The 18,700-nt window shown below is 65.5% G+C and carries 20 protein-coding genes and 1 pseudogene; 13 read left to right on the forward strand and 8 right to left on the reverse strand.

The genetic code is table 11. The features are described 5' to 3' along the window. Positions 1-127 precede the first annotated feature (127 nt). The gene (locus QMZ05_RS04495) at positions 128-379 is read left to right on the forward strand and encodes a hypothetical protein (RefSeq protein WP_353699683.1); all 252 of its coding nucleotides are present in this window, start codon (positions 128-130) and stop codon (positions 377-379) included. 158 nt (positions 380-537) lie between these two features. After that, positions 538-2,619, forward strand: a complete 2,082-nt coding sequence (locus QMZ05_RS04500) for a HAMP domain-containing methyl-accepting chemotaxis protein (protein WP_353699684.1) — start codon at positions 538-540, stop codon at positions 2,617-2,619. Between the two features lie 155 nt (positions 2,620-2,774). Here the strand turns inward: QMZ05_RS04500 and QMZ05_RS04505 are convergent, their stop codons facing one another. The 3 genes from QMZ05_RS04505 to QMZ05_RS04515 all read right to left on the reverse strand — a co-directional run bounded on the left by QMZ05_RS04505 (position 2,775) and on the right by QMZ05_RS04515 (position 4,929). Further along, entirely contained in the window at positions 2,775-3,938 is a 1,164-nt protein-coding gene (locus tag QMZ05_RS04505) for an acyl-CoA dehydrogenase family protein (protein WP_353699685.1), read from the reverse strand. A 29-nt stretch (positions 3,939-3,967) separates the two neighbouring features. Further along, positions 3,968-4,165 carry a hypothetical protein gene (locus QMZ05_RS04510; RefSeq protein ID WP_353699686.1) on the reverse strand — a complete coding sequence of 66 codons (198 nt, stop codon included), beginning with the start codon at positions 4,163-4,165 and terminating at the stop codon, positions 3,968-3,970. An 86-nt stretch (positions 4,166-4,251) separates the two neighbouring features. Then, positions 4,252-4,929, reverse strand: coding sequence for a nitroreductase (locus QMZ05_RS04515; protein WP_353699687.1), 678 nt, complete (start codon positions 4,927-4,929; stop codon positions 4,252-4,254). A gap of 150 nt (positions 4,930-5,079) precedes the next feature. Between QMZ05_RS04515 and QMZ05_RS04520 the strand changes: the two genes are divergently transcribed. After that, positions 5,080-5,328, forward strand: a complete 249-nt coding sequence (locus tag QMZ05_RS04520) for a hypothetical protein (RefSeq protein WP_279706080.1) — start codon at positions 5,080-5,082, stop codon at positions 5,326-5,328. A 149-nt stretch (positions 5,329-5,477) separates the two neighbouring features. Here QMZ05_RS04520 and QMZ05_RS04525 read toward each other — a convergent pair whose 3' ends face one another. Beyond that, positions 5,478-5,723, reverse strand: coding sequence for a PilZ domain-containing protein (locus QMZ05_RS04525; RefSeq protein ID WP_074126694.1), 246 nt, complete (start codon positions 5,721-5,723; stop codon positions 5,478-5,480). Between the two features lie 71 nt (positions 5,724-5,794). Continuing rightward, a complete protein-coding gene (locus tag QMZ05_RS04530; RefSeq protein WP_353699688.1) occupies positions 5,795-6,766 on the reverse strand; it encodes a helix-turn-helix domain-containing protein in 972 nt (323 codons plus the stop codon). Between the two features lie 181 nt (positions 6,767-6,947). On the opposite strand from QMZ05_RS04530, the gene QMZ05_RS04535 reads away from it, so the two are divergent. The 3 genes from QMZ05_RS04535 to QMZ05_RS04545 are packed head-to-tail and all read left to right on the forward strand — an operon-like array spanning position 6,948 to position 8,395. Next, positions 6,948-7,850: a DUF2336 domain-containing protein gene (locus tag QMZ05_RS04535; protein ID WP_353699689.1), complete on the forward strand. Its 903-nt coding sequence runs from the start codon at positions 6,948-6,950 to the stop codon at positions 7,848-7,850. Between the two features lie 8 nt (positions 7,851-7,858). Then, positions 7,859-8,161 (forward strand): PilZ domain-containing protein, encoded by a 303-nt coding sequence (locus QMZ05_RS04540; protein ID WP_353699690.1) that lies wholly within the window; start codon positions 7,859-7,861, stop codon positions 8,159-8,161. 39 nt (positions 8,162-8,200) lie between these two features. Further along, complete coding sequence (locus QMZ05_RS04545) at positions 8,201-8,395, forward strand: hypothetical protein (protein ID WP_353699691.1); 195 nt, start codon at positions 8,201-8,203, stop codon at positions 8,393-8,395. A gap of 30 nt (positions 8,396-8,425) precedes the next feature. On the opposite strand, the gene QMZ05_RS04550 is transcribed toward QMZ05_RS04545, so the two are convergent. Further along, positions 8,426-9,301: an MBL fold metallo-hydrolase gene (locus QMZ05_RS04550; RefSeq protein ID WP_353699692.1), complete on the reverse strand. Its 876-nt coding sequence runs from the start codon at positions 9,299-9,301 to the stop codon at positions 8,426-8,428. Between the two features lie 122 nt (positions 9,302-9,423). Here QMZ05_RS04550 and QMZ05_RS04555 point away from each other — a divergent pair. Both QMZ05_RS04555 and QMZ05_RS04560 read left to right on the forward strand, forming a co-directional pair. Beyond that, positions 9,424-9,537, forward strand: a pseudogene (locus tag QMZ05_RS04555) (glycerophosphodiester phosphodiesterase); the annotation flags it as partial. 75 nt (positions 9,538-9,612) lie between these two features. Continuing rightward, the gene (locus QMZ05_RS04560; RefSeq protein WP_353699693.1) at positions 9,613-10,245 is read left to right on the forward strand and encodes a DapH/DapD/GlmU-related protein; all 633 of its coding nucleotides are present in this window, start codon (positions 9,613-9,615) and stop codon (positions 10,243-10,245) included. A gap of 1 nt (position 10,246) precedes the next feature. Here the strand turns inward: QMZ05_RS04560 and QMZ05_RS04565 are convergent, their stop codons facing one another. Further along, positions 10,247-11,869, reverse strand: coding sequence for an ABC-F family ATP-binding cassette domain-containing protein (locus tag QMZ05_RS04565; RefSeq protein ID WP_353699694.1), 1,623 nt, complete (start codon positions 11,867-11,869; stop codon positions 10,247-10,249). Between the two features lie 161 nt (positions 11,870-12,030). Here QMZ05_RS04565 and QMZ05_RS04570 point away from each other — a divergent pair, with 161 nt between their 5' ends. Then, a complete protein-coding gene (locus tag QMZ05_RS04570; RefSeq protein WP_353699695.1) occupies positions 12,031-12,474 on the forward strand; it encodes a DMT family transporter in 444 nt (147 codons plus the stop codon). Positions 12,475-12,489: 15 nt separating this feature from the next. Here the strand turns inward: QMZ05_RS04570 and QMZ05_RS04575 are convergent, their stop codons facing one another. After that, the gene (locus tag QMZ05_RS04575; protein WP_353699696.1) at positions 12,490-13,194 is read right to left on the reverse strand and encodes a GrlR family regulatory protein; all 705 of its coding nucleotides are present in this window, start codon (positions 13,192-13,194) and stop codon (positions 12,490-12,492) included. Between the two features lie 289 nt (positions 13,195-13,483). On the opposite strand from QMZ05_RS04575, the gene QMZ05_RS04580 reads away from it, so the two are divergent. The 4 genes from QMZ05_RS04580 (at position 13,484) to QMZ05_RS04595 (ending at position 18,642) form a co-directional block, all read left to right on the forward strand. Beyond that, a complete protein-coding gene (locus QMZ05_RS04580) occupies positions 13,484-14,575 on the forward strand; it encodes a hypothetical protein (protein WP_353699697.1) in 1,092 nt (363 codons plus the stop codon). Between the two features lie 142 nt (positions 14,576-14,717). After that, a complete protein-coding gene (locus QMZ05_RS04585; protein ID WP_353699751.1) occupies positions 14,718-17,492 on the forward strand; it encodes a molybdopterin cofactor-binding domain-containing protein in 2,775 nt (924 codons plus the stop codon). Next, on the forward strand, positions 17,489-18,013 hold the full coding sequence (locus tag QMZ05_RS04590; protein ID WP_146984265.1) for a (2Fe-2S)-binding protein: 525 nt from the start codon (positions 17,489-17,491) through the stop codon (positions 18,011-18,013). The genes QMZ05_RS04585 and QMZ05_RS04590 overlap by 4 nt, the downstream gene beginning before the upstream one ends. Positions 18,014-18,024: 11 nt before the next feature. Beyond that, positions 18,025-18,642 (forward strand): Isoquinoline 1-oxidoreductase subunit, encoded by a 618-nt coding sequence (locus QMZ05_RS04595; RefSeq protein ID WP_353699698.1) that lies wholly within the window; start codon positions 18,025-18,027, stop codon positions 18,640-18,642. The last annotated feature ends 58 nt before the right edge of the window (positions 18,643-18,700 follow it).

Raw genomic sequence — 18,700 nt, forward strand, 5'->3', positions numbered from 1 at the left:
AGAAGTTAACCGGCATTGCGGCCCGTTTTCACGGCATTAAGCAATTGGTCGCAGGCGCTTCGCCGCGGCCCAAAATCGCCAGATTTCTTTTCTGGATATGGCTCTGCTTCGAGAAGGAGAACCCGACATGCGGATCGCAAAGCTGGTTTTCGCAGGCTCGCTTGCAGCCATCGCTGCCCTGGCCACGCCAGCGCTGGCGAAGAGCGCCGAGCGGCAGAAAGCCGAAGAGAAATCCACCGCCACGACTTCGGCCGGCTGCCAGGCCTACCAGCAGGCCGCCGACGGCACCTGGAACCAGCTGCCCTGCGGCGAAGCGGGCTCGGGTGGCGCCACGCAACACCGCGCCGCGACCAAGGGCGCTGACGACGACGAGCACTGATCGTCGCGCCGCGCGGCTGAGCGACGCGGCGTCTTCGACTTTCGGATAATACGAATGAGCGGGGCCCGTCACGGGTCCCGTATCATAAACCCTGGCTTAATGCGCTCCCGGTACGGTTGAGGCCTCTCCCTCTCCCGTCAAGAAATGGCGCGCATCCCATGAAAATCGGTACTCTCCTGACGGCCGCGATCGTCTCATTGTCCGCGGTCGGCGGCGGCCTCGCGGCCTATGTCGCGGTCACGAAGTACCAGACCATGGACAAGGTCTCGACCGCACAGAGCCGGCTCGAGATCGTCCGCGCCGTCGGCGATATCCCGCGCTACATGAACCCCGAGCGTGGCTACGCCACCAACCTGCTGCTTGGGGGAGCCACGATCGAACCAAAGCAGATCGCCGAGCTCGACCGCCAGCGGAAGCTGACCGACGGGGCCCTCGCCAAGGTCAACCAGGTCCGCGCCACCCTGCCGGGTTCGCTCGATGACGGCGAGGCGGTCGCGCGCGAGATCGACACGCTGAAGGTGAAGTTTGCCGGGCTGCGCGACGCCATTGCCGCTGCGATCGCCGGTCCGGCGGAGGCCCGCCGCGCCGCCGCCGGCAAGATCGTCGCCGACAATTCCGTGTTCAACGCCGGTGTCACCACGCTGCTCGACGAGCAGGTGCGCCGCCTCGCCGGCCTCGACGGCAATGCCTATCGCCAGGCCAGCTACGCCAACGTCGCCTGGATGCTGCGCGATACCGGCGGCCTCAATGCCAGCCTGCACAAGGCGCTGGTCGGCGCCAAGCGCGTCGCGACCGAGCCGGAGAAGATGGAACTCTATCGCTCGACCGGCCGCACCGAGCAGATCCTCTCGACCTTGCAGGAGTTGCGCAACAATCCGGCGACGCCCGCGAACGTCATGACGGCGCTCGGCAAGATGCAGGCCGATTACGTCGAGCGCTTCGGCAAGGCGCTGAAGTTCGCCAAGGAAGGCGCCGTGACCGGCAAGTACGAGCAGGATCTCGACACCTACTATCCGGAATCGCAGATCGGCCTCGCCGCCATCATCACGGTGCGCGACGCGTTCTACGAGAATGCCGAGCAGGTGCTTGCCAGCGCCTATTCGGCGGCGCGCTTCAGCTTCGTGATCGCAATGATCGGGCTGCTCGCGGTCATCGCCGTCAGCGCCGGTCTCATCGTCATGGTCCGCCGCCGTATCCTGAACCCGATCGCCGCCCTCACCGGCCGGATGTCGCGTCTCGCCGCCGGCGAAGTCGCCGAGGCGATCCCGGGCGCCGCGCGCAACGACGAGATCGGCGCGATGGCCGCCGCCGTGCAGGTGTTCAAGGACAACAGGATCGAGGCCGACCGTCTCGCGACCGAGAAGGAAGCCGAGAACGACGTCAAGATGCGGCGCGCCCGGGTGCTCGACGACCTGACCCGCGCCTTCGAGGCCAAGGTCACCGAACTGGTCGGCGGCTTGTCCGCGGCCTCCTCTGTCATGGAGGACACCGCGCAATCGATGTCCGCAACGGCGGCAGCCACCAACCGTCAGGCCGCGGTCGTCGCCGCCGCCTCGGACCAGACCTCGACCAACGTGCAGACGGTCGCGAGCGCGACGGAGGAGCTGACCTCCTCGATCTCGGAGATCGCCCGCCAGGTCGCGACCTCGACCGAGATCGCCGCGCGTGCGGTCGACCATGCCCGCCGCACCGGCGACACCGCGCGCTCGCTGGCCGAGGGCGCGCAGAAGATCGGCGACGTCGTGACGCTGATCCAGAGCATCGCGGCACAGACCAATCTGCTCGCGCTCAACGCCACCATCGAGGCGGCCCGCGCCGGCGAGGCCGGCCGCGGCTTTGCCGTGGTCGCCTCGGAGGTGAAGTCGCTGGCCGGTCAGACCGCCAAGGCGACCACCGAGATTTCCGAGCAGATCACCGCGATCCAGACCGCCAGCGACGAGACCGTGACCGCGATCCGCAGCGTCGTCGACGTCATCACCGAGATCGACCAGATCGGCACCGCGATTGCCGCCGCGATCGAGGAACAGGGCTCGGCGACCAAGGAGATCTCCCGCAGCGTTCAGGAAGCCGCGCGCGGCACGCAAGAGGTCAATTCCAACATCTCCGGCGTGCAGCGCGCCGCCGACGACACCGGTGCCGCCGCGAACCAGGTGCTGGGCGCGGCCGAACAGCTCTCGACGCAGTCCAAGGACCTCGCCGGCCAGGTCAATCGCTTCCTCTCCGACGTGCGGGCGGCTTGAGCGGCCACGTGCCGTCGTCACGGCGTGACGACGGCTCTATCCACGTCATTACAAGCGCAGCGAAGCAATCCATCGTTCCGCAAGTGGAGAGATGGATTGCTTGGTCGCTATCGCTCCTCGCAATGACGCGGATCGCTTAGGGGCTCCGTAGCCCCCTAACCTCCCCGCAGGCCGAGCACGCGGCGGGCGATGGCCTGGCGATGAACCTCGCTCGGGCCCTCATAGACCCGCATCAGGCGGGCCTTCTGCCAGAGCGCGTTGAGCGGCAATTCCAGCGTCACGCCGAGCGCGCCGAGCGTCTGCATGGCGTGGTCGCAGGCGTCATAGGCCATCTCGGTCGCGAACACCTTGATCATCGAGGCTTCGTGGCGGATGTCCTCGCCGCGGTCGGTCTTGTCGGCGGCCTCGCGCACCATCAGCCGGCACGCATGCATGCGCGTGGAGATATCGGCGATCCACCACTGGATTGCCTGGCGCTCGGCGAGCCTGACGCCGAAGGTTTCGCGCTGCTTGGCGTGCTCGCACATCATGTCGAGCGCGCGCTTGGTGATGCCGACGCAGGTCGATCCCATCTCGAGCCGCCGCGTGCGCAGGCGGAGCTGCATCGGTGCGTAGCCCTTGCCGACCTCGCCCAGCACCGAGTCCTTCGGGATGCGGCAATCCTCGAACACGATCTCGTAGGTCGAGCCGCCGCCGACCATCGGGATTTCGCGCTCGATGATGAAGCCGGGCGTACCCTTCTCGACGATGAAGGAGGTGATGCCGCCCTGACGCTGGTCGTTGCCGACGCGCGCCATCACGATGATGAAGTCGGCGGCGCGTGCATTGCTGATCCAGATCTTGCGGCCGTTCAGCACCCATTGCTCGCCCTCGAGCATCGCCCGCGTCTTCATGCCTGCGGGATCGCCGCCGGCGCCGGGCTCGGAGATCGCGATCGCCGACGCCATCCGGCCCTCGATATAGGGCTGCAGGTATTTCTTCTTCTGCGCGTCGGTGCCGACCGCCTGCAGCATGCGCAGGTTCGGCGAGTCCGGCGGCAGCACGAACGGCACGCAGCTGCGGCCGAGCTCTTCATGCACCGCCGCCATCGTGCGCGTCGGCAAATCGTGGCCGCCGAGATCCTCGGGCGCATCGAGGCCCCAGAGGCCGAGCTCCTTGGAGACGTCGCGCAGCCGCTTGCGATGCTCCGGCGTGAGCTCGGGATGATCGCTGCCGGGCAGTTTCGATTTCAGATATTGCGGCTCGAGCGGGATCAGTTCGCGATCGACGAACTTCGCGACGGTCTCGCGGATCATGGCTGTCTGTTCATCATCGCTCATCTGTGATTCCTCGCCTGTGCTGTTTCGTTTCACAAAACAAGTAGCGCATTTTTCATCGGCAGGAATAGCGGAAACGCGCGCTTACGCTCACTGTCGCGCGATGGTTTCACTACGCGGAATTCAATATCCCGCAGCGCGGTCAGCGTACTCAAATGCGCGAGACGTGGCGGCGCGCCAGGCAATCGATCGCGCCGCGAAATCGTTGTCGGCGAGGAAGCGATCGACAATCAGCACTCCGATCGCCGTCGCTTGCTCGCGAAACGGCGCGCAGTCGCGCCTGCAAATGCAGGTGCGCGCGATCCTGCCCCCTACGCTAGTCGGCAAAGCCGACGTAGCGGACGAAGTCGCTGTTGGCCTCGCGGTCCGACCGCACCGCATTGGCGGCAAAGCTGTCGTCGGGGTAGCCCATCGCAACGCAGGTCATGATCGCCTGGTCTTCCGGGATGTTGGCGACCTCGCGCACGATGTCGGAGCGCATGATGCCCTGGCCGTTGATCACGCTGCCAAGGCCGCGATCCCAGGCGGCCAGCACGATGCCGTAGCAGAGCGCGCCGAGATCGAAATGGCAAACCGCGCCGGGATCGAGGATCCGGTCGTAGGCCAGCACCAGCGAGACCGGGGCGTCGAACTGGCGGAAGCCGCGCAGCACCCAATCCTGCCGCATCGGCTTGTCGTCGCGGGCGATGCCCATGGCTCCGAACAGCTTCTTGGCGATGTCGACCTGGCGGCCGCGGTGCACGCCCTGGTACTCGCCATGGCTGACGATGTCGCGCTTGGCCTTCGCTCCGGCGATCATCTCCTCCATGTTGCGGCGGCGGACTTCCTCCAGCGGCTCCCCGGTCAGGACGTGGACGTGCCAGGGCTGGGTGTTCATCGAGGACGGCGCCCGCTTGGCCACCTCGATGATCTCCTCGACGGTCGCCCGGGACACCGGCTGCTTCTTGAACCCGCGCACGCTTTTGCGTGTCTGTACCAGCGTCTCGAATTCCATTCCGCGTTTCCCCCATTTTGTTCCGCGCCGCACACGGAATTTTCCCGCGGCTATCCGGGTATTTTATAGACAAAATCGGCTGTGGGAACTTGATCGGGCCAAGAATCCGATATCCAATCCGGCCACTGGTTTGGTTTAGGGAGAACCCAGATGAAGCGGATTTTCTTGGCGGCCGTGATCGCGACCTTTGCCGCCGGTTCGGCATTTGCACAGGACGCCTCCTGCGAGACTAAGGCGGTCGGCAAGGACGGCAAGGCGCTGGCCGGCGCGGCCAAGACCTCGTTCATGAAGAAGTGCACGATGGACGCCTGCGAAAGCAAGGCGGTCGGCTCCGACGGCAAGAAGCTCGCCGGCGCGGCCAAGACCTCGTTCATGAAGAAGTGCCAGAGCGGCGCCTGAGCCCTTCGCCGGCGCTTATCCAGCCCGCTCTATCGGGACAGACCATCGGGTCGCGCAGGGCGCGGCCCGTTGATTATTGACGGGTCGCGCAGGGCGCGGCCCGAATGGCTATTGATGGGTGGATCGACCTTGATCAGGGCCCAGGGCGCTCAGAACGAGACGCCGACCCGGACGCCCTTGCTCCAGACCCGCCGGCAGCGCTTCCTGGTATTGCCGTGAAACATTTCGAAGCGCTCGGGCAACTGGACCGGTTTTGAAAATTCCAGGCAGGCCCCACCGGCGGAATAGTCCACCAGCCGGCATTCGATCAGCGGCGCCTTCGGTTCGAGCTGAAGCTTGACCACGCTGGACACGCATCCTGACGGACGAACACGGGCAAATCGTCGGGGATGCATTAACGCCGCCTCTGGTGGAATCGTACCAACAGATTCACCGCCGGCCGTTAAGATTCCGTTCAGACCGACTGTTACGAATCATGTCTGGCATCTGACGGATCGGCGCGCATGACGCCAGCCCGGCGCGAGGTCGCCAGCGTCTCCGACGGCGCTTCCCCGAAGTGCGACCGGTAGCTCCGCGAGAAATCGCTGAGGTGCCAAAACCCGTAGGCCAGTGCGCAGGCCTTGACGCTCGGCGCCCCGGCAAGCAGTTGCTGGCGCACCAGCCAGAGCCGGCGCAGCCGCAAATAGCGATGCAGGCTCATGCCCCGGTAGCGCTGGATCGCGTCGTGCAGCGTGCGCACGGACACGCCGATCTGCCTCGCGAGCTCGCCGCTGTAGATCGGATGAGCGACGTCGCCGGCGAGGATGGCGCGCGCGTCGTTGAAGACCTTGAACTGGCGTGTCGTGTTGGCCCGCGTCGCCCACTTCGCCGGCACGATCTCGGCGAACGCGTTGTCGATCGCCGCGAGCAGTGTCTCCTTGATCGACGCACCCGTGGCGAACTCGGCAATCGTCACCTGGTCCGACGTCACGAGCAACACCTGCCTCACAACTTCGCGCAGCCGATCCTGCGCGCGTTGAGAGATCTCGTGGATGCTGAAATGCAGACCGGGGTTCGGCCAACCGCGGTCGACAATCCCGGGCGTGAAGATCACCGAGGCATATTGGCGGGGTGTCTGCTCCACGGAGGTGTAGAACGCACCACCGCCGCCAAGCACGATCACCGCACGATCGCGCTCGACGCCGTTGAACCGCATCGGAACGCCGTCGTCCATCGTGAAGCCGACCGCGGTGCTATGCGGCGCAAGCTGCGCGTCGACGATCCTCGGAAACGACTGCGTGTAATTGAGCTCGCATCCCGGCAAACTCAGGATGACCTGCTCGGCCGAAATCTTCCGCGCAAGCGGCGTGAAATCAACATCCAGATTTCGGATCGAACTCCGGAATGCATCAACATCGTCAAAACGAAAGACTCTCGGCACCAGCAATGGCGCCGTCAAATGACCGCTCCTATGAATTGCTCTTTAAATTTCTTGCAGGGCGTCGCGCCTGGCGCGCCCGCCTCATCGATAATGTCCATGCACCAAATGCGAATCGACTGATGAATTCAATCAGGAAAAATGCGGGCCGTTCGTCGAACCGGACAATCAGGCAAATGATCCCTGCTGCCGAATTTCGATAGTGTTTGCCGGGATATCCACCGTTGGGACCGGCGATCCCATCAAACTCTATACCCCTATTAAAGATTCGGGGAGCAGATTGGCATTGGGAACGATGACGTTCCTCGTCGCGGAACACTTTAGGACCGCAATGACAGTCATTGCCTCGCCCGATCTTATTGCCAAGCTCGACCACGTCTTGAAAGCCGGCTCCCCCGACCTCCGTACGCGCATGCTGCAGGAGGTGGCTGGGCTGTTTCTCGAGGACGCGCATCGCCTCAGCGAACGCCACGTCGAGGTGTTCGACGACATCCTGATCCGCCTGAGCGAGAGCGTCGAGTTGCGGACCCTGACCACGCTCAGCCGCTCGCTCGCCGACCTCCATCTGGTGCCGCGCGAACTCGCACGTCGTCTCGCCAACCATGACGACGCCGACGTCGCCGCTCCGATCCTGCGCGGCTGCGAATGTATCCCGGAGACCGATCTGATCGACATTGCCTGGATGCGCGCCGAGGGACACCTCAGCGCGATCGCAGGACGTAAGGCCGTCAGCCAGGAGCTCACGGATATTCTGCTGATGCGCGGCGACAGCAGTGTGCTTCGCGCGCTCGCGGGCAACCCCGGCGCCGACATGACCAGCGCAGGCCTTGCCATGATGATCGATGCCGCCGAACGCGACGAAGACATCGCCGGCGCGCTGGTGTCGCGCAAGGACCTGCCTCACCGTGCGCTTGCCGACCTCGTGATGCGATCCGCGCCGCGCCAGCAGGCCCGGCTGCTCAAGATCGCACGTCCCGACATCCAGGACGTGATCCGCACCGCCATCGATGCCGCCGCCGCCCGCGCCGCCGCAAGCCCGCCAGCCACGATCGATCCTGCAGAGGCGCGGGCCACGGTGGTTGCGAAGCGATTTCAAGCAGTGTGAGCAGCGTCATGACGTATGGTGACCGCAGGGCGGAGCGCGTCAAGCTCGAGACGCGCCATCCGGTCAATCTGATGGGCGTCGATGGCACGTGGCGACGAGGCTGCATCCTGCTCGACGTCTCGCAGAGCGGCGCCCGGCTCGAGGTCGACGGAACGCTCGATGTGCTGAAGGCCCAGGAGTTCTTCCTGGTGCTGTCGTCACGAGGACTGGCGTTCCGGCGCTGCGAGTTGGTTCGCGTCGACGGCACCGAGATCGGTGTGCGATTCATCGAAGAACGCAAGCGAAAGGGACGCCCCGTCATTCCGAGATGAGGATTGGCGGCAAAACCGGCCCGAGGGGAAGTTGACGACATGACCATGCAGAGAGCCACCAACATCGCGGTATCGACCGTGTCCGCCGTGCCGCTTCGCGGGACGATCGAAATCGACTGCGCGGGGACGGTCGCGACGTTCGAGATCGATGAAGAGCTCGCCCATCGCCTGTGCGCCGATCTCGAACGCTTTCTGACCCAGGTCCCGCGCCGGACCCGCACGGCGCGGTTCTGACACCACTGAGCTCCCGGCTGCCCGCGCCGCCTACTCGCGTTTGAAGCGATAGTCGAAGCGGTCGCCGTCCGCCTTGATCAGGCCGACGGTCGGGGCCGGAAAATGGATCGGCAGGATCAGCGTGTCGGTGCCGGCGACGGAGGCAAAGAACTTCCGTCGCGACACCGCCGATTGCTTCGGATCCCAATCGGGCTTTGCCGACCATTCCGGCTCGCGGCACTGGATCGCGTGGTGCATCAGATCGCCGGCGACCACCGCGCGCTGTCCCTTCGAGAAGATGTTGACGCAGCAATGGCAGGGCGAATGGCCCGGCGTCGGCGTCAGCGTGACGGTGTCGTCGAGCGCATAGTCGTCGTCGACCAGCAGCGCCTGCCCGGCCTCGACGATCGGCAGGCAATTGTCGCGAAACACCGTGCCGGGCGGATTGGCGCCCTTGGCATTCTCCGCCTCCCAGGCCGCATACTCGCCCTTGTGGAAGACGTATTTCGCGTTCGGGAAGGTCGGCACCCAGCGCCCGTCGCGCAACGTGGTGTTCCAGCCGGTGTGGTCGATATGCAGATGGGTGCAGAACACGTAGTCGACCTGCTCAAAGGAGATGCCGAGCGCGAACAGCTCGTTGCGCCAGCGCTCCTTGCCCGGGAAGTCGAACGGCGGCGGGTGCCCCTTGTCCTCGCCGGTGCAGGTGTCGACCAGGATGGTGTAGCGCGGCGTCCGCACCACGAAGGTCTGATAGGTGATCATCATCATGCCGCGCGCGGCGTCGAAGACCTCCGGCTCCATCGCCTTGAGGTGATGCTTGAACACGGCATCGTCATAGGTCGGGAAGAAATCCTGCGGCCGTCGCCACGGCCCCTCGCGCTCGATCACCGCGTCGATCGTGATGTCGCCGATCCTGATCTGTTTCATGCCGTTTCACTCCCGCCTTTTTTTGAAGCGTAGCGGCCGGCGCTGGGCGTCACAAGCCGAGCACCGCGCAGCGTGCCATGCGGCTTTGCATCGCTGGGAACGCGGATGCCGCAAGGCGCGGCGAATTCTCGACCGGGGTCGACGATGCCGACACGTTCCGGCGCCTGCCGGAACGCTATTCCGGCGGCATCTGGACCAACGAGATCGAAACCATCGCCCGCCTCACCGGCCGGTAGATCCGGCGCCGCCTGTCATCTGGCCGTAATAGAAATCGTGCGACTGGAACCGCCCGCCGCATCGAGGACAGATTCATGACTGAACCGAACCCGACCCGCCCCAAGCTTGCCGAAACCGTCATCGAGCCGACGGTCAAGCTGCGGGAAGTGACGGTCGGACGTTGCTGCGAAGTCCTCGGCGACACCGCGATCGAATACACCGAGCTCGGCGACTACTCCTATCTCGGCAGCGGCTGCATCGTCGCCGACGCCGTGATCGGCCGGTTCTGCGCGATCGCGGCGCAAGTCCGGATCGGCGCGCCGAACCATCCGGTCGAGCGCCCGTCGCAGCATCGCTTCACTTATTGCCCCGAATACTACTCGGCCTCCGCCGAGCGCGATCACGGCTTCTTCAGTGATCGGCGCGCGGACCGCGTCGTGATCGGCAACGACGTCTGGATCGGCCATGGCGTGATCGTGCTGCCCGGCGTCACCGTCGGAGACGGCGCGGTGCTCGCAGCCGGTGCGGTGGTCTCGCGCGATGTCGCACCCTACACCATCGTCGGCGGCGTGCCGGCCCGGCCGATCAAGGAACGGTTCAGCCGCAAGATCGCGGCCGAGCTGTCGCAGATCGCCTGGTGGAATTGGCCGGCTGAGATCATCTGGGAGCGCCTGCCGGAGTTTCAGTCCGGCGACGTCGAAGCGTTCTGCGCGCGGTGGCGGGCTTGAGCTAGCCCCGCAGCCCCGGCGCTTCCTGCCCGGTGCGTGCGACGTATTCGGTGTAGCCGCCGCCATATTGATGGATCCCGTCAGGCGTCAGCTCCAACACGCGGTTGGACAGCGCGGCGAGGAAGTGGCGGTCATGCGAGACGAACAGCATGGTGCCCTCGAACTCGGAGAGCGCATTGATCAGCATCTCCTTGGTGGCGAGATCGAGATGGTTGGTCGGCTCGTCCAGCACCAGGAAGTTCGGCGGATCGAACAGCATCTTGGCCATCACGAGCCGCGCCTTCTCGCCGCCCGAGAGCACCCGGCACTTCTTCTCGACATCGTCGCCGCAGAAGCCGAAGCAGCCGGCGAGCGCGCGCAACGAGCCCTGCCCGGCCTGCGGAAACGCATCCTCCAGCGACTGGAACACGGTACGCTCGCCATCGAGCAGGTCCATCGCATGCTGGGCGAAATAGCCCATCTTGACGCTGCCGCCGATCGCGACCGCGCCGTCGTCGGGCTCGGTTGAGCCGGCGACGAGCTTCAGCAGCGTCGACTTGCCGGCGCCGTTGATGCCCATCACGCACCAGCGCTCCCGGCGGCGGATCATGAAGTCCAGCCCGTCATAGATGCGCTTGCTGCCGTAAGCCTTGTGCACGTTCTTCAGGCTGACGACGTCCTCGCCCGAGCGCGGCGCCGGCTGGAATTCGAACGCAACGGTCTGGCGCCGCCGCGGCGGCTCGACCCGCTCGATCTTGTCGAGCTTCTTGACCCGGCTCTGCACCTGAGCTGCGTGCGAGGCCCGCGCCTTGAAGCGCTCGATGAACTTGATCTCCTTGGCGAGCATCGCCTGCTGCCGCTCGAACTGTGCCTGCTGCTGCTTGTCGGAGAGCGCGCGCTGCTGTTCGTAGAACTCGTAATTGCCGGAATAGGTGGTGAGCTGGCCGGCGTCGATCTCGACCACCTTGTTGATGATGCGGTTGATGAACTCGCGGTCATGCGAGGTCATCAGCAGCGCGCCTTCATAGCCCTTCAGGAACTGCTCGAGCCAGATCAGGCTTTCCAAATCAAGGTGGTTGCTCGGTTCGTCGAGCAGCATGACGTCGGGCCGCATCAGGAGGATGCGGGCCAGCGCCACCCGCATCTTCCAGCCGCCGGAGAGCTTGCCGACGTCACCGTCCATCATCTCCTGGCTGAAGCCGAGACCGGCCAGCGCCTCGCGCGCGCGGCCGTCGAGCGCGTATCCGTCGAGCTCCTCGAACTGGTGCTGCACCTCGCCATAGCGCGCGATGATGTCGTCCATCTCGTCGGCCTTGTCGGGGTCGGCCATCGCGGCCTCGAGTTCCCGGAGTTCGGCCGCCACCACGCTGACCGGTCCCGCCCCGTCCATCACCTCGGCGACCGCGCTGCGGCCGGACATTTCGCCGACATCCTGGCTGAAATAGCCGATCGAGATGCCGCGATCGAGCGACACCTGGCCTTCATCGGGGATTTCGCGGCCCGAGATCATGCGGAACAGCGTGGTCTTGCCGGCGCCGTTGGGGCCGACGAGGCCGATCTTCTCGCCCTTCTGGAGCGCCGCGGAGGCTTCGATGAAGAGGATCTGGTGGCCGACTTGCTTGGAGACGTTATCGAGGCGGATCATGCTTTAATGCTGGGGAACTGAGGGTTTGCGGCCTCTTATTCGATCTGGGACGTGGGTGGAAGCCCATTCCGCAGGTTTCGCGCCGTGCTCCCATGCATGCCACGCTCGTTGCCAATCGAATATGACATGAAATAGTCCGGCGATCGGTTTTGGGGCGTCACATGCAAATCTGGTTTCTGTATCTCCTCGCGCTCGGCGCCGGCATCAGCGTCGCCACCCAGCAGGTCCTGAACGGCAATCTCAGGTCCGCCCTCAACTCACCGGCCTGGGCCGGGTTGGTCAGCTATCTCGGCGGGCTCGTCACGATGGCGGTCGTGCTGGTCGCGACGCGCGAACCGGTGCCATCCTGGAAACTGGTGACGGCCGTGCCCTGGTGGGCCTGGAGCGGCGGCATCCTCGGCGGCGTGTTCATCCTGCTGATGATCCTGCTGCTGCCGTCGCTCGGCGCCGCGACCCTGCTGGCGCTGGTGGTCGCAGGTCAGATGATCGCGGGCATCGCGATGGACCATTTTGGCTTATTCGGGCTGGCGCAGCATCCCGTGTCGATTTCACGACTGGCCGGCATCGCGCTGATCATCGGCGGCGTGCTGCTGATCAAGGATTGAGGCAGCTTTCCAGGTCTACGCCCGGCGCATCAGGCGCAATTCGGCTGACAGGCGGAGGCTGCGCTTGCCGGCCAGCGCGATGCCTTCGAGCCCCGCGCCGTCGTCGCGGCAGGTCCCAGCGAAACCGATGCCGATTTCATAGCCGCCGAACACCGGATACTCGCCCTTCGCCGGCGTGTGCTCCTGGTTGACGATCTCGCCCCTCCAGCGGCCATCCGCGGACGAATACGAGCCGAGATAGTAGAAGAACGCGTCGCCGCCGAGGATGCGGCCATCCATCAGCAGCATCACCCCGGTGAGGCCGGCGTCGACACCGTCGAGCGCGCGAAGCTGGATCGCATAGAGCCCGTTGGCGATGCCGCCCGGTCCGACCTCCCCGCGCGGTGGCAAGGCCTCGTCGTCGAGCGGCGCCAGATTCGCCCAGAACACGCCGTCCGGCATGGCATCCGCCTTGCCCTCGAGCAGAATGGTCGAGCCTTCGGTTCGGCCGCGCACCTTGATGACGGCGACGTCGGCGCCCATCAGCGGCTTGAAATTAGGATCGTCGTTGTGACGCTCGGTGATCACGTCGGCGATGATCTCGCCCTTGCTCACCTGATACGTGCCGAGATGGGCGAAGGCCGAATTGCCGCCCATCATCTTGCCGTCGTGCAGGCACATGATGCTGCGCCCGAATGCGCCGTTGATGCCGTACTCGACCTTGTAAAGTCCGTTGAGCACGCAAATAATCCAATAAATAAAATTGATTCTGTTCGCCAGATAGCACCGGGCCGAAAACCGCACCATTGGGTGTTTTGGCGCAGGCAAGCCCGGCAATGTCCGGGTGTCGACACCGGCCGATTCGTCGCTTAGCTGTAGGCGTCCGCCCGCGTCGTGCCGCGTCGCGCGGGATCTACACTCCCTGTTCACTTCTCTCCAGTTCATTGCGTGCAAGCATTTGCGCACTCCGCCAATGATCGCGCGGCCGCATCCGGCCGCGACGTTGGCGCGAGGCTTCGAGGAGCATCACATGATCAATCGATTTCGCCTGGCCGCCGCGCTGGGATTGCTGCTCGCCAGCGGCGGCGCATCGCTGGCCCAGTCGCTGCCCGACTACATGGCACCGATCTCGGGCAAGACGACGTCGACGCCGGCCGATATCGCGACCAAGGACGTGCTCGCGCTCAACACCGGCATGTTCGAGCTCTATGGCGATGCGGCGCGGATCTTCCAGAAGAACGTGCTCGACAAGCACCCGGTGATCCTCGGCCTGTTCTCCGGCGCCGGCGGCCGCCTGATCCTGTACCGGCCGGGCAAGCCGCCGACCGAGGCGCCGCAGGTGCCGGTCGTCTATCAGCTGCTCAAATCGGTCGGCCACAGCACGATGGCGCTGGCCGAGGTGGTCGGCCCCTATGTCAACAATCCCGACGAAAAATCATGGCGCGGGTCGATGCAGGCCTATCGCAGCCGGATGCAATCGGCGCTCGACGGGCTCGATGCCACGCCGATGCAGGCCGACTGGCGCGACAACAACCGCGCCATCCTCACCAACAACATCGCCTTCATGGACGAATGCCTCGCCGCCGGCGCCATCCCGTTCGCAAAGCTCGAAGCATTCGGCAAGAAGCAGGCGCCGCTGCTCGCCAGGAACGTCGCCTGGGCCGCGCAGACCCAGGTCGCGCACTGGATGACCGTGATGGCCGACTGGAAGACCCAGCTCGGCCCCGACTGGGACAAGACCTACGGCGCGAGCAACACGATCTATGTGGCGCGGCAGAACAACGTGATATTCAGCGTGCTGGCGCAATTCTTCGGACCTGACGCCATCAACAGCCGACTGATGCTGATCGAGACCATCTCCTTCACCACGACGCCATCGGACATGCTGGAATCCCTGACCCGGATCATCGCCGATCGCTCGGTCGGCGCGCTGTTCTTCGGCAGCTACCATTTGATGGACTATGAACTGATGGGGGGCGATGCGCGCGAGGCGATCATCGCCGAGACCAAGAAGCGCGGCATGACGGCCTTCCTGCCGCCGCTGGTGCCGTTCGGTTCCAAGCAATGGCCGACCCTGATCACGCCGGGTCCGGGACCGGCCACCATCGCCGACCTCAAGTGAGGCCAAAGCCACGCGTGAGAAGGCTACGACCTATTGCGGCATTGCCGTCGCGCTCGCTTTGCCGCAATACTCCCACGTGCATTGCACAAACTATTAAACCCCGGCGCGATATGCCGTCGAGGTGTCGATGAAAGATCAGACCATGCGGCCTTCGCGACGCGAATTCGTGAAGTGGTTCTCGGCGGGCGGCATCTCGGTCAGCCTGTCGCATCTGGCGCTGGCGAAGGAGCCGGCTTTCGCCAGTCGCGAGACGCTTCCCGGGCGCGGCCATTTCAATCCGGCGGCCAAGGGCGCCGGCCGCGTCGACGGCGTGGCCAAGGTCACCGGCGCAAAGCTCTACGCCTCCGACTTTCGTGCGGCCGACATGCCGGGCTGGCCCGCGACCACCTCGCACGCCATCCTGGTGCGCGCCAATGACGCCACGCATGTCTATGCCGGCATGGACCTTGCCCGCCTCGATGGACCGGCGAAGCCCTCGGTCGTCGTGACCGCTGCCGATCTCGACCGGATCGGCACAAGGGTGCCGGAGTTCTACACCGGGGACCTGTTCTGTCCGGTCGGCAAGACACCGCTCTATCTCGGACAACCGGTCGCGCTATTGATCTTCGAGCAGTTCGACGCCTTCGACCGCGCGCGCCTCGCGCTGCGCGATGTCGGCTTCGTCAAGTTCGGCGACGAGACCGGCCCGGTGAACTTGCCTCACTTTGGCGCGTATCGCTTCACGCGCGTCGCCGGCGCGACGCCCGACGCGCCCGACATCTATTCGCCGGTCCTGGCCGGCTGGGTTTCGCCGAGCCGGATCCAGAACGCGGCGCTGCCGGTCTGGCTGCCGCTCGCCAAGGAGACCAAGGCCGACTACGCCAAGGCCGCGATCCATGGCGAAGCAATCCGCGCCCAACTCGCCAAGGACGAGCCGTCGCAGCTAGTGCTCGACCGCGAGTTCGAGACCCAGTCGGTCGATCCGATGTTCCTCGAACCGGAAAGCGGTCTCGCCTGGTACAGCGACAACAGCGGCAACCTCGAACTGGTGCTCGGCGTGCAGTCGCCTTATGAGGCGACCGAGTCGATCGCTTTCATGCTCGGCAAGGCCAGGCCCCCGTTCCGCCCCTCGCACATCAACGCACAGTTCGCCCATATCGGCGGCGGCTTCGGCGGCCGCGACCACACCCCGTTCGTGCTCTACGTGGCGCTGGCGGCGATGTTCTTTCCGGGACGGCCGGTGCGGCTGGCACACGACCGCTACCAGCAATTCCAGGGCGGCATCAAACGTCACCCGATCAAGATGCGCTCAAAGATCGGCATCGATCGCGCCAGCGGCAAGATCACGGCATTCGTCGCCGATCATGTGCTCGACGGCGGCGGGCTCGCCAACTTCTCCGCCAATGTCGCTACCGTCGCTGCGACCGCCGCGATCGGGATCTACGATGTCCCGAAGGTCGACGTCACCACCGTGGCGGTGCATTCGCGCGGCGTCACCGCCGGCTCGATGCGCGGCTACGGCACGCTGCAGACCATGACCGCGCTGGAAGTCTTGATCGATGAGGCGGCGAGCGAGCTCAAGGTCGATCCGATCGCGTTCCGCCGCAACAACGCGTTGAAGCAGAACGGCCGGACCATGACCGGCAATCCCTACATCGTCTCGGTGCGCACGCCTGAGATCCTCGACAGGCTCGAGAAACATCCGATCTGGCAGCAGCGCGCCGCGTTCAAGCAACAAGCGCCGGAGGGACGGCTGGTCGGCACCGGAGTGGCCTGCGTCACCAAGGATTACGGCGCCGGCGCGGATTGCTCGCTCGGCCGGGTCGAGATCGATCAGGAGGGACGGATCGCGATCCATTGCGATCACGTCGAGATGGGTAATGGCGTCGGCACCGCGCTCGCCAACCGGGTCGCGGGCCATCTCGGCACTGTGGCCGATGAGGTCGCGGTCTCCCGGGTCGACAGCTATGACGCGCTCGGACTCGTCACCTCCGGCGATCCCTACACGATGGATCAGAAGACCCAGGATCTCGCCGAGAAGAACCCGCGCTGGGTGCCGGCGATCAGCTCGGCCACCAGCGCCTCGATCGGCGCCCATGTCGGCACACACTCCGCGGCTGAGGCCGCCCGCGTCATCTACCGCTTCGGCATGTGGCCAGCCGCGCTCGAGCTCTGGAATATCACCAAGGCCGATCCTCGCGCCCGGCAATGGGACAGAGCGCGCTGGCAGGACGGCCAGCTCGTGCTCGACGAGCTCGCACCGCTGCCGTTGCCGCAGCTTGCTGCGACCGCCCATGCGCGCGGCTTCGTCACCGGCGCGGTCGCGCACAGCTTCTCGCGCTGGGCCTGGTCGCGTGCGCGCTTCCCCCTGCACGGCGAGCAGTACCGCGCTGAGATCGATGCACTGGCGATCCGCCGTGGCCGCGGCAGGTTCGAGCGGATCGATCGCGTCAGCGTCAAGTTTCCGCCGACCGACAACAATCGGATCGGCACCGCCTATACCTCGATGTGCGGCACGCTGGTGCGTGTCGAGATCGAGCGCGCGACCGGCATCCTGCGCATCGCCAAGGCCTACAGCGTGTTCGAATGCGGCCAGGCGCTGGTGCCCGAAGTCGTGCTCGGCCAGTCCCATGGCGGTTTCGCCATGGGCGTCGGCTACGCGCTGCTGGAAACCCTGCCGCCATTTGAAGGCGGGCCCGGCAACGGGCAGTGGAATCTCGGCCAGTACCTGATTGCGCGCGGCTCCGATCTGCCGCTGCACCACCTCGAGATCGAGATGCTGCCGCCGCTGACACCGGACGAGCCGCCCAAGGGCATGGCCGAGGTGGTGATGATCCCGATCGTGCCGGCGCTGCTCAACGCCATCAACGATGCCACCGGCCACCGCTTCCGGTCATTGCCGGTGACAACGAGCCTGCTCAAGGGAGCGCTAGCGTGACCACGCTCAACCTCACCATCAACGGCCAGAAGCACGGCCCGATCGAGGTCCGCGACGACCTCTCGATGAACGATTTCCTGCGCGAAATGCTCGGCATGACCGGCACCAAGTTCGGCTGCGGCGCCGCGCAGTGCCTGAGCTGCGCTGTGATCATCGATAATCCCGACGGCACGAGCTACACCACTCCGACCTGCGTGGTGCCGGCGGCGAATTTCGACGGCAAGGCAATCCGCACCGTCGAGGGCCATGCCAAGGACGGCGAACTCTCGGCGTTGCAGCGGGCCTTCATCGACCATTTCGCGTTCCAGTGCGGCTACTGCACGGCAGGCTTCCTCAACGAGGGCCAGGTGCTGCTCGAACTGCTCGCAAGAGAGCCGGTGGCGCGGGACCAGCTCGAGACCGTCATCGCGGACGCGCTCGACGGCCATCTGTGCCGCTGCACCGGCTACATCAAATATCATCAAGCCGTGCGCGACGTGATCCTCGCCGATTCCAAGCGCTATCTGACCGCCAACAAGTGAGCCCGCGCGCGATGACATCGGACACGCGGTTTCGGATCATGGCAGTCGTGACGGCGCTCGCGACCAGCCTGTGCGCCGGCTACGCAGCGTCGGAGAGCGCAAGCCACGCCCTCGCCTCGCCGGAAAGCTTTGCCGGCATCGAGAATGTCGAGCAGCGCTCCGCGGCGATCTTCACCGAGCTCGGCAAGGTGCTGACCCATCCGCGCTGCACCAATTGCCATCCCGCCGGCGACAGCCCGCGTCAGGGCGACATCAGCCGCATTCACCAGCCGCCGGTCACGCGCGGCGCCGATGGCCACGGCACCAACGCGATGCGCTGCTCGATCTGCCACCAGCACGCCAATTTCGATCCGGGCCGCGTACCGGGCCACCCGGAATGGCACCTCGCGCCGCGCGAGATGGCGTGGGCCGGCAAGACGGTCGGCGAAATCTGCGCCCAGATCCAGGACCCCGCGCGCAATGGCGGCCGCAAGGTCGAGGAGCTGATCGAGCATATCGGCAAGGACACGCTGGTCGGCTGGGCCTGGCATCCCGGCTTCGGCCGCGCGCCTGCGCCGGGCACGCAGGCGCAGGCCGGCGCGCTGGTCGAGGCCTGGGTGAAGACCGGCGCGGCCTGCCCGGCGCCGTGAGCGTCCGGGAACGCTATCGCTCTTTGGCTTTTTGTTTGAGCATGATCTTTTCGGAAAA

Origin of the sequence: Bradyrhizobium sp. INPA03-11B, assembly GCF_040446015.1 — a bacterium.
In the GTDB taxonomy this organism is placed as follows: Bacteria; Pseudomonadota; Alphaproteobacteria; order Rhizobiales; family Xanthobacteraceae; genus Bradyrhizobium; species Bradyrhizobium macuxiense_A.

Bases quoted from the DNA above. Each gene is read 5' to 3' on its own strand.
- QMZ05_RS04520 (WP_279706080.1), top strand. From the start codon at position 5,080: ATGAAGCGGATTTTCTTGGCGGCCGTGATCGCGACCTTTGCCGCCGGT.
- QMZ05_RS04495 (WP_353699683.1), top strand. From the start codon at position 128: ATGCGGATCGCAAAGCTGGTTTTCGCAGGCTCGCTTGCAGCCATCGCT.
- QMZ05_RS04525 (WP_074126694.1), bottom strand. From the start codon at position 5,723: ATGCATCCCCGACGATTTGCCCGTGTTCGTCCGTCAGGATGCGTGTCC.
- QMZ05_RS04505 (WP_353699685.1), bottom strand. From the start codon at position 3,938: ATGAGCGATGATGAACAGACAGCCATGATCCGCGAGACCGTCGCGAAG.
- QMZ05_RS04585 (WP_353699751.1), top strand. From the start codon at position 14,718: ATGCGGCCTTCGCGACGCGAATTCGTGAAGTGGTTCTCGGCGGGCGGC.
- QMZ05_RS04545 (WP_353699691.1), top strand. From the start codon at position 8,201: ATGACCATGCAGAGAGCCACCAACATCGCGGTATCGACCGTGTCCGCC.
- QMZ05_RS04515 (WP_353699687.1), bottom strand. From the start codon at position 4,929: ATGGAATTCGAGACGCTGGTACAGACACGCAAAAGCGTGCGCGGGTTC.
- QMZ05_RS04540 (WP_353699690.1), top strand. From the start codon at position 7,859: ATGACGTATGGTGACCGCAGGGCGGAGCGCGTCAAGCTCGAGACGCGC.
- QMZ05_RS04580 (WP_353699697.1), top strand. From the start codon at position 13,484: ATGATCAATCGATTTCGCCTGGCCGCCGCGCTGGGATTGCTGCTCGCC.
- QMZ05_RS04560 (WP_353699693.1), top strand. From the start codon at position 9,613: ATGACTGAACCGAACCCGACCCGCCCCAAGCTTGCCGAAACCGTCATC.
- QMZ05_RS04550 (WP_353699692.1), bottom strand. From the start codon at position 9,301: ATGAAACAGATCAGGATCGGCGACATCACGATCGACGCGGTGATCGAG.
- QMZ05_RS04570 (WP_353699695.1), top strand. From the start codon at position 12,031: ATGCAAATCTGGTTTCTGTATCTCCTCGCGCTCGGCGCCGGCATCAGC.
- QMZ05_RS04565 (WP_353699694.1), bottom strand. From the start codon at position 11,869: ATGATCCGCCTCGATAACGTCTCCAAGCAAGTCGGCCACCAGATCCTC.
- QMZ05_RS04500 (WP_353699684.1), top strand. From the start codon at position 538: ATGAAAATCGGTACTCTCCTGACGGCCGCGATCGTCTCATTGTCCGCG.
- QMZ05_RS04595 (WP_353699698.1), top strand. From the start codon at position 18,025: ATGACATCGGACACGCGGTTTCGGATCATGGCAGTCGTGACGGCGCTC.